Source organism: Oxalicibacterium flavum, from assembly GCF_014635065.1.
GTDB lineage: Bacteria > Pseudomonadota > Gammaproteobacteria > Burkholderiales > Burkholderiaceae_D > Oxalicibacterium > Oxalicibacterium flavum.
In genome coordinates, this window is record NZ_BMCG01000005.1 from 338,432 (window position 1) to 347,793 (window position 9,362).

At 60.8% G+C, this 9,362-nt stretch carries 7 protein-coding genes and 1 tRNA gene; 2 read left to right on the top strand and 6 right to left on the bottom strand.

All coding sequences use genetic code 11. The features are described 5' to 3' along the window. Nucleotides 1-100 precede the first annotated feature (100 nt). Both rpoD and IEV38_RS13750 read left to right on the top strand, forming a co-directional pair. Nucleotides 101-2,596, top strand: a complete 2,496-nt coding sequence (gene rpoD, locus IEV38_RS13745) for an RNA polymerase sigma factor RpoD (RefSeq protein ID WP_371869889.1) — start codon at nucleotides 101-103, stop codon at nucleotides 2,594-2,596. 16 nt (nucleotides 2,597-2,612) lie between these two features. Continuing rightward, nucleotides 2,613-2,691: transfer RNA gene (locus IEV38_RS13750), tRNA-Ile, on the top strand. A gap of 61 nt (nucleotides 2,692-2,752) precedes the next feature. Here IEV38_RS13750 and IEV38_RS13755 read toward each other — a convergent pair. From IEV38_RS13755 to oxlT, 6 genes are all read right to left on the bottom strand, one after another. Further along, entirely contained in the window at nucleotides 2,753-3,421 is a 669-nt protein-coding gene (locus tag IEV38_RS13755) for a hypothetical protein (RefSeq protein ID WP_188397006.1), read from the bottom strand. A 145-nt stretch (nucleotides 3,422-3,566) separates the two neighbouring features. Beyond that, complete coding sequence (locus IEV38_RS15415; protein ID WP_268234733.1) at nucleotides 3,567-3,701, bottom strand: hypothetical protein; 135 nt, start codon at nucleotides 3,699-3,701, stop codon at nucleotides 3,567-3,569. A gap of 130 nt (nucleotides 3,702-3,831) precedes the next feature. Then, nucleotides 3,832-4,473, bottom strand: coding sequence for a phosphatase PAP2 family protein (locus tag IEV38_RS13760; protein ID WP_188397008.1), 642 nt, complete (start codon nucleotides 4,471-4,473; stop codon nucleotides 3,832-3,834). 353 nt (nucleotides 4,474-4,826) lie between these two features. After that, complete coding sequence (locus IEV38_RS13765; RefSeq protein ID WP_188397010.1) at nucleotides 4,827-7,409, bottom strand: bifunctional diguanylate cyclase/phosphodiesterase; 2,583 nt, start codon at nucleotides 7,407-7,409, stop codon at nucleotides 4,827-4,829. A 373-nt stretch (nucleotides 7,410-7,782) separates the two neighbouring features. Beyond that, the gene (locus IEV38_RS15420) at nucleotides 7,783-7,908 is read right to left on the bottom strand and encodes a hypothetical protein (protein ID WP_268234734.1); all 126 of its coding nucleotides are present in this window, start codon (nucleotides 7,906-7,908) and stop codon (nucleotides 7,783-7,785) included. A gap of 131 nt (nucleotides 7,909-8,039) precedes the next feature. Continuing rightward, nucleotides 8,040-9,344: an oxalate/formate MFS antiporter gene (gene oxlT, locus IEV38_RS13770; protein ID WP_229729057.1), complete on the bottom strand. Its 1,305-nt coding sequence runs from the start codon at nucleotides 9,342-9,344 to the stop codon at nucleotides 8,040-8,042. Nucleotides 9,345-9,362: the final 18 nt, after the last annotated feature.

Sequence of the window (9,362 nt, forward strand, 5' to 3'; positions counted from 1 at the left end):
ACGAACTTGCGCGGGCGTAAAGCCGAAGTGACATGCGCAAATCTGCTCGCTGAATGGCGCTTTTTTCGATTCACGGGCATAACCACTTGGCAGTGATCCAATGGCAAACGCAATGAAGAAACCCGCGAAAACCCCGGCTGCGACCGCAGGCAAGGCCAAGACGGCCGCCGCCAAATCGAGCAAACCAGTTGAAAAGAAAACCGTCGTCGCCAAGCCGGCAGGCAAGGCAAGGACGACAGTGCCCAGTACAAAAGCAGCAACGCCGGCCACCAAGACCGCGAGCAGGAGCGCTGCTCCGGCCGCCAGGACCGTCGTCTCCAGGACAGCCAACGTTGCTGCGAAGCCAGCAGCCAAGCCATCGAAAGTAGCCGTGACAAACAAGAAACCCGAAGTCAAACCCACGTCCAAGCCCAAGTCTGCCAAGGTCGAACCGCGCGCAACCGCGAGTGCGCCGGTCGTCAGCCAGACCACCGACGCCGCCGTACTGGCCGCTATCGATACTTCCGGCTACATCCTGCCGTCGGTCAAGGTACCGGGCCGCCGTGGCCGCAAGCCCAAGGAATTCCAGCCCGAGAGCGATGAAGTCGCGGCGCTGAACGCCGTTGAGCGCGCCGAACTGAAGGCTGCCGACAAGGCACGCGCCAAGGATCGCAAGGCCAAGGAAAAGGCCTTGCTCAAGGACGCGCTGTCGGCCGACAGCGAGGCCAGCGAGGAAGAGCTCGAAGCGCGTCGCCAGAAGCTCAAGACCCTGATCAAGCTCGGCAAGGAGCGCGGCTTCCTGACCTACGCCGAGATCAACGATCACCTGCCGGAAAACATCATCGATCCGGAAGCGATCGAAGGCATCATCGGCACCTTCAACGACATGGGCATCGCCGTCTATGAACAGGCGCCCGACGCCGAGACGCTGCTGCTGTCCGACAACGTTGCCTCCGACACCAGCGACGACGAAGCCGAGGCTGCTGCCGAGGCCGCACTGTCGACTGTCGATTCCGACTTCGGCCGCACCACCGATCCGGTACGCATGTACATGCGCGAGATGGGTTCGGTCGAACTGCTGACGCGCGAAGGCGAGATCGATATTGCCAAGCGCATCGAGGACGGCCTGCGCGACATGATCCAGGCGATCTCTGCCTGCCCGACGACCATCGCCGAAATCCTGCAGGCGGCCGACCGCATCGCCAACGACGAGATCAAGATCGACGAGATCGTTGACGGCCTGGTCGACCCGAATGCGACCGAAGAACAGCCGGCAACGGCTGCGCCCGCGTCTGCCGCATCGTCCGACGACGATGAAGAGGAAAGTGACGAAGAGGAAGAAGAGGAAGAAGAGGAAACCAATTCCGGCGGTGGCGCGGCCGGCTTCTCGAGCGAGCAGCTTGAGCAGTTGAAGCGCGATTCGCTCGCCAAGTTCGCCGACATCGCCGCCCAGTTCGACAAGATGCGCAAGGCCTTCGAGAAGGAAGGCTACAACTCCAAGCCGTACGTGAAGGCGCAGGAAACGATTTCGAACGAACTGCTGAGCATCCGCTTCACCGCCAAGGTCGTCGAAAAGCTGTGCGACACGCTGCGCGGCCAGGTCGATGAAGTGCGCCAGATCGAGAAGCAGATTCTCGACGTGGCTGTGAACCGCAGCGGCATGCCGCGCAGCCACTTCATCAAGGTCTTCCCGGGCAACGAAACCAATCTGGCTTGGGTTGACGGCGAGGTTGACGGCAATCATCCATACAGCGTCGTGCTCAACCGTAACGTACCGGCCATCAAGGAACTGCAGCAAAAGCTGATCGACCTGCAGGCACGCGTGGTGCTGCCGCTGCCCGACCTGCGCGCCATCAACAAGAAGATGGCCGCCGGCGAGATGAAGGCCCGCAAGGCCAAGCGCGAAATGACCGAGGCCAACCTGCGTCTGGTGATCTCGATCGCGAAGAAATACACGAACCGCGGTCTGCAGTTCCTCGACCTGATCCAGGAAGGCAACATCGGCCTGATGAAGGCGGTGGATAAGTTCGAATACCGCCGCGGCTTCAAGTTCTCGACCTATGCGACGTGGTGGATCCGTCAGGCTATCACGCGTTCGATCGCCGACCAGGCGCGCACGATCCGTATTCCGGTACACATGATCGAAACGATCAACAAGATGAACCGCATCTCGCGTCAGATTCTGCAGGAAACCGGCGCCGAGCCGGATCCGGCCACGCTGGCGATCAAGATGGAAATGCCGGAAGACAAGATCCGCAAGATCATGAAGATCGCGAAGGAGCCGATCTCGATGGAAACGCCGATCGGCGACGACGACGATTCCCATCTGGGCGACTTCATCGAGGACAACAACACGCTGGCACCTTCGGACGCTGCGCTGCACGCCTCAATGCGTGGTGTGGTCAAGGACGTGCTCGATTCGCTGACGCCGCGCGAAGCCAAGGTGCTGCGTATGCGTTTCGGTATCGAGATGTCCACCGATCACACGCTGGAAGAAGTCGGTAAGCAGTTCGACGTCACGCGCGAGCGTATCCGCCAGATCGAAGCGAAGGCCCTGCGCAAGCTGCGCCATCCGTCGCGTTCGGACAAGTTGAAGAGCTTCCTCGAAGGGAACTAAGGCTCGACCAGGTTAAGGGCCTCTAGCTCATGCTTGGTTAGAGCAGCGGACTCATAATCCGTTGGTGCCCAGTTCGACTCTGGGGAGGCCTACCAAAAATGAAGGCTTATAGCGGCGACGCTATAAGCCTTTTTCTTTTTGGTGTGGCCGGAAGCGTTAGCCGTTGTCGTTCTCCTTGCGACCCACACCTAGCCCGATACCCATTCCCATGCCGGCGCCACCACCGCCACCTGCGCCGCCGCGTCCCGTATTCCTGTTGCCGCCTTCGTTCTTTCCGCGGTTGCCGCTGCCTTGCACACGTGTCGGTCCCTGCAATGGGATCGTCACGTCGTCCGGAATCGGACCCAGATCGAGGGCGGTGCGGATGAAGTCGCGCAGCGATGCCACCAAAGCAGCTGTATGGATGGGGCGACCGGCGGCCATGTCTTCGGCGGCCTGGCTGGCCATGCGGACGTGTTCTTCGGTGCCCAGCAGGATGATGTCGGCCAGGGCGGCTTCGACTGCATCGCGGATGCGCCGCGAGCGGTCGGAGCTGCCGTTCTCGTTCTGATCCGAACCTTCTCCTTCCTCCTCGTGTTCCGGTGCCAGATCGCGAAGATGGGCGGGATTGACGGTCAGCCGGCCGGTAAAGGAGCCGCCAAGAGTCTTGTAGGCGGCGATCAGCGTGCGCAGGCGTTCGTTGATCTGGCGGTTCATGCGTTCGCGGCGCTGCTGGATGGTCTGCATCATCAGCACCCGCACACCCACACCGATCAGGGTGAATACGGCGAGTCCCAGGATCGTCGTCAGAATCCCCTGCCACGAGGTGAAATCGAAGTAGCGCACATTGCCTCCGCAAGTCGGTTGTCGCTGCTAGTGTACTGCGCCTACGGTTCGGTGGAGAGGTGCGATCGAGCGCGCAAAAACAAAGGGATGACGATGAACGCCATCCCTTTTCTGTTGCCTGCTGACAGGTCAGAGTGCGACAGGCTTATTTGTCGTCATCCGAGCATTCCAGATACACATAAAGAAAAACCAGCGATGCCAGGACCGCCATGAGGATGGCGACGTCGAAGGTCAGGTGGTCCATCCAGCTGATGTCGGAGTAGAGATTGGGAAGAAGCATGCGCGCCTCCTGTTCCAGAGTGGGTTGCCGTGCACGATGTCAGGGTAAAAACCGGCTGGCACGGCACTGTCTTGCGGATATTGTGACCGTAAAGAGGGCGGCAACGCAAGGCGGCAATCGCCGGCCGGTATCAGGGCAGCATGCCGGCCGGCACGGCGCGGCGGCAGGCGTTACTGATACAGCGCAGGGGCGCGAACGCCAGCAGGCCGAGCGCGGTGCCGGCGAGCGCATCCAGAAAGACGTGCTGGCGGGTCGCCATGGTCGAATAGACGATCAATGCGGCCCAGAGAATGTTGGATATCTTCAGTATGGCCGGCGCATTGCAGACACGCAGCTGGGTGTGGAGGAAGGCGGCGGTGAATACGGCGAACGCGGCGTGCAGGGAAGGCAGGGCATTGGCGCCGCCGTCGGCATTCTTGAGGAATTCAAGCGCCGGATACAAGTGCCAGTCGACACCGAAATCGGGCACCGTGGTGGGGTACAGCCAGAAGATGCCGATGCCTGCCACGCAGAGAATGCAGACGCCGACCAGGTATTCGAGCATTTCCCTGCGGTTGTCGATCAATGCCGACGAAATGCAGACGTAGAACCACAGGGAGGCATAGGGGATCAGTGACCATTCCTGAACCGGGATCCAGTGATCGATTGCCAGCATGGGCACGACGCGCAGTTCGGCGAAGGGGGCCGGATGTTCCATGACCCAGAAGTAGGCGACGAAGAAGAACGAGATGCCGAAGGTGGTGCCGATGGCCTTGAACACGACATAGGTCATGAATCGCCTTGCGACCAGATGCATCCATGAAGGAAGGCTCACGCGTTTCTTCTCTCGGTGGATGTTGGCTCGGCAGGGTGTGCAGTCATGGGCATCGGGTCTGGTATGAAGTCGTGCTTTTATCGGATGGGACGAGCTCGGCGGTTGGCTACTCGGGATCGCACGCCATGCCGGATGCGTTTGTCATGTCATTGTACGGTCTGCCGCCTGCGTCGTCTCGCTGTCACGTCGGCTCTTTTTCTCTTGCTGTCGGCAACGGCATCGATCTGCCCATAGACCTGCGCGGTCGCGATAAAGTTCTGCCGGTGCAGCAACGACGGGACGAAGGGTGTGCGCATTGTTGCCGGCGTTTTTCATGCAGGTGGTTCCGCTTCCGGTTTGGATGCATCGAGCAGAAAACGCTGGCGCAGCAGCGCGGTAGCTTCCTTGGGGCTGACCGGTCTGGCGATCAGGTAGCCCTGCACCTCGTTGCATTCGAGATGCCGCAGGGCGTCGAGCTGCAGCGGCGTCTCCACACCTTCCGCGATGATTTCCATGTGCAGTTCCTTCGCCATCAGCACGATGGTCTTGACCAGCACGTCGGCCTGGTTGCTGGTGCCGAGGCGCGAGACGAAGGCACGGTCGATCTTGATGACCTGCATGTCGATCTCCTGCAGGCGCGACAGCGAAGAATAACCGGTGCCGAAGTCGTCGAGATGCAGCTTGACGCCCATTTTGCGGATGTTGGCGATCTGTTCCACGATGCTTTCTGCCTCGCTCATCATGACCGATTCGGTCAGTTCCACCTCGATCAGTTCGGGCTGCATGTCGTATTGCTCCAGCAGCGACTGGATCTGGTGGTCAACGCCGCCGGCATCGAGCTGGCTGGGCGAGATGTTGATGGAGACCGGAACCAGGGTTTCTCCCGCATCGCGCCACTGCGCCAGTTGCTCGAAGACCGATTGCATGACCAGCGAGCCCAGCGCCACGATGCTGCCGGTCGATTCGGCCATGGCGATGAAATGCGACGGCAGGATCATGCCGCGCACCGGATGCATCCAGCGCACTAGCGCCTCGAAGCCGCGGATTTCGCCGCTGCGGGTGTCTGCGCGCGGTTGGTAATGCACCTCGAACTGGCGGCTTGCGATCGCGTGTGCGAGTTCTTCTTCCGCATCGAGCTTGGAACGGATGCGCTGGTACAGCTCGTCGTTATAGAAGCGGAACAGGCCCTTCTTGTCCGCCTTGCTCGCGTACATCGCGATATCCGCCTTCTGGATCAGCGTGTCGGCGTCGAGACCGTCCTCGGGGAACAGGCTGATGCCGATAGAGCAGCCGACGACCAGGGAATGGCCGAGTATCCGGAATGGTTCGGCGAACGCTTCCGTGATGCGCGTGGCCACGCTTTCCACCTCGCCCGCATGTTCGACGGTGTTGAGCAGGACGGTGAACTCGTCGCCGCCGAGACGCACCACTTCGTCGCCGGTGCGGATCACGGATTTGAGGCGGCCGGCCGCCATGCCCAGCAGCTTGTCGCCGACGGCATGGCCGAAGCGGTCGTTGGCGAGCTTGAAGTTGTCGAGGTCGATGAACAGGACGGCCATCGCGCTATTGCGGTTTCGTGCCGTGCGCAGCAGGGTCGGCAGCGAGTTGAGCAGCCAGTACCGGTTGGGCAGACCGGTCAGGGCGTCGGTATTGGCCGATTTGATCAGCAGTTCCTGGCTTTCGCGGCTTTCGGTGATGTCGCGCAGGGTGACGGCGAGGCCGGCGCCGGAGCGGATCAGGCGCCGGTGAATCCAGGCCGGAATGCCGGGACGCGGATCGGCGACCTCGAACTCGTCCTCGCAGAAGCCGTTCTCCATGGCGTGCCGAAAGGCGGGTAGCGCAAGTTCCAGTGCCTGCAGCAGCGGTCGTTCCGACAGCTTGCGGCCGACCAGTTCGGATTTGGAGTGGCCGACCATCGAGGCGCCGCGGCTGTTGCAGTCTTCGATCATGAAGTCCTGCAGCTCGTCGTCATCGCCGTAAAGTGCGCGCATCGTGAAGAAGCCCTCGCGCGCCTCGTCGATGGCCAGTTGATAGGTCTGGCGGATTTCGTCGGCCTGCCGCTTGCGGCTTGCCATGCGAACCGAGAACCAGGTGCCGATTGCCGCCATCAGCAGGAACAGCATGCTCGACAGTTCCGCGAACTGCCGGTAGCCGCGGATCGGACCTTCCTGCGCGGCGAGCATGTCGGCTTCGGACAGGCCGACGTAGGAAACCAGCGGATAGCCCGGCAGCCGGTGCCAGGCAACGATGCGGGCGTCGCGATCCTTGTACTTGTCCTTTTCCATGCGCATGACGCCGCTGTCGCCGTTGAATACCGGTGGCTGCACATGCACCTGGCTGCCGCGAATGTTGCGGCCCTTCTCGCTGACCAGCAGTGCGCCATTGTCGTGCCGGATCGAGATGAAGTCGCGCGGGTTGAGGTTGCCTTCGTCGTTGAAGGACGCCATGAACGAGGGTTCGACACCGACCGAGATGACGCCGTCGAACGCGCCGTTCGCGGTTTCCATGCGCCGCGTGAAGCGAATCACGATATGGCCCGAGCGGCGGCTGATGCTCAGTTGCGGCTCGACCCGCAGGGCCATCGAAGGATTGTGCTGATGGAAGTCGAAATAGTCGCGGTCGGACGCATCGATCGGCGTACCGCCGACCGAATTGGCCACGCCCAGGCCATCGCGATTGATCACGGCGAGGTAGAACTGATTGGGTGCGGGGATCAGTCCGTGCTTGAGCGCGTCCTGCAGATCGAGCGCATTGCCATGCTTCTCCCACAGATAGCGGATGTTGAGCGTCATGGAATCGATCTGCTGGACGGTGCGTGCCAGTTGCTCGGAATAGGCGCGGGACAGGGATTGCGCGCGGACGATCGTGGCCTGTTCGGCGTCGCGCCGAATATGATCGATCCGGTCCAGTGCCACGATCCATACCGTGACGGTAAGAAGCAGGAATACGACCGGCCAGACCAGGACGGGGTAGAGATGGCTCCGCGTGAGTGCGGGCCTGTTACGGTTGCCTGCCTGACGAGAGAAAGAGGTCAATGGGTCACCGATTTGTCGAGGAAACGATTTACGAAAAAGGTAAATCCGGGAACGCATGCCTCATCTTGTCCGGAGGAGACGATGTCGGTCGCATGGCGCGACGACGGCTGTCATTCTAGAGGCAAGACCGGGTTTGGAAAAGAGATTGTGGCGGTCGAAGAATCCCTGCTTTCCCAACCTGTCATGTCAGTTGTGCGGTCGGGCAAAGAGAGAGCGGCAGGCGCTGGCAATGTCGCGGGACGGAGCGGCCGGTTCAAAGCAGGATGAAAGCGGCGGCCAATACCACCACGCTGCCGAGACCGAGGGCGATCGAGAGTCCGAGAAGAAGCTTGGAGACGCGGGCCGGGTCCGCGAAAAAGGCACGAATGGATTTGATCATGACTGTCTATGAAGTGGGAAGGTAGTCACCGCGGACGGCACCGCGATTGAAACACGGATCGCACAAATAAAAAAGCGGGCTTCCGAGGAAGCCCGCCGAAAATGCGACGAACAAACTTACATCAGGGTCTATCAGGCATTGGCGCCGACAGGGGCGGTGCCAGCTGCGCGTTCCTTCTGCAGCAGGTCTGCAGAGTAGGCGACGTGTTTCGCCAGCGTCGGACGCAGGGCAACGATTGCCAGTACAGCAGCAGTCAAGTCCATGCAGGCGACGGTGTAGAGAACCGTGGACCACGTGCCGGTCGCTTCCATCATCAGGTTGCCGACCGGGACGAACAGTGCGCCGATACCCTTGGCGCAGTACAGCACGCCGTAGATCTTGCCGATGTGCTTGGTACCGAAGGCATCGCCTGCCAGTGCCGAGAACAGCGAATAGACTTCACCCCACGCCAGGAACACGACACCCGACAGGATCAGGAATGCCCATGGATTGTGACCCCAGTAGCCGAGCGCGATGATGCCGAGGCCTTCCAGCGTGAACGCGATGACCATGGTTTTTTCACGACCGATGTTGTCCGAAACCCAGCCGAACAGAGGACGCGAGATACCGTTCATGATACGGTCGAGCATCAGTGCCAGCGGCAGAGCGGCCATGGTGAAGAAGTACAGATCGACTTCGAATTCCTTGACGCCCAGATCCTGTGCGATCACGCCCAGCTGTGCCACTGCCATCATGCCGCCGGTGACGACCATGATGAACATGAAGAACATCAGCCAGAACAGTTTGGTCGAGAGCGCTTCCTTCAGCGTGTAGTCGCGACGGCTCTGTTCCAGCTTGGCCGACGATTTGACTTCGGTTGCCTTGGGCGAACGCAGGAACCATGCAGCGATGAACGCCAGGCCACCTTGCAGGATGCCGAAGAAGAAGAAGGTTTCCTGGAAGCCGTCGGATTTGATCATGGCAGCGATCGGGAGGATCGTTGCAGCCGAACCCATGCCGTAGCCGCCGGCGGTCAGGCCAACAGCCAGACCACGACGATCAGGGAACCACTTCAGTGCGTTGTTGATGCAGGTTGCGTAGATCGAACCGACGCCGATACCACCGACTGCTGCGCCGACGTAGAAGCCCATCAGCGTGGTGGCTTGCGAGTTCAGCACCCATGCAAAGCCGATACCGATGGCGCCGAAGGCGACCATGATGCGCGGACCGAATTTATCGATGAAGAAGCCTTCGATCGGAGCGAGCCAGGTTTGCACCAGGACGAAGATGGTGAAGGCGATCTGGATCTCTGCGCGAGCCCAGCCGAAGGTGCCCTGGATTTCAGGAACGAACAGGGTCCATGCGTACTGGATGTTGGCGGTTGCCACCATGCAGATGACGCCAACGACCAGCTGGAGCCAGCGGGTGCTTTCCTTGATCGGTTGATCAGGACGGATTGCCGATGCGGAGAGTTC

Bases quoted from the DNA above. Each gene is read 5' to 3' on its own strand.
- rpoD (WP_371869889.1), top strand. From the start codon at position 101: ATGGCAAACGCAATGAAGAAACCCGCGAAAACCCCGGCTGCGACCGCA.
- IEV38_RS15415 (WP_268234733.1), bottom strand. From the start codon at position 3,701: ATGCTTCTTCCCAATCTCTACTCCGACATCAGCTGGATGGACCACCTG.
- IEV38_RS13760 (WP_188397008.1), bottom strand. From the start codon at position 4,473: ATGACCTATGTCGTGTTCAAGGCCATCGGCACCACCTTCGGCATCTCG.
- IEV38_RS15420 (WP_268234734.1), bottom strand. From the start codon at position 7,908: ATGATCAAATCCATTCGTGCCTTTTTCGCGGACCCGGCCCGCGTCTCC.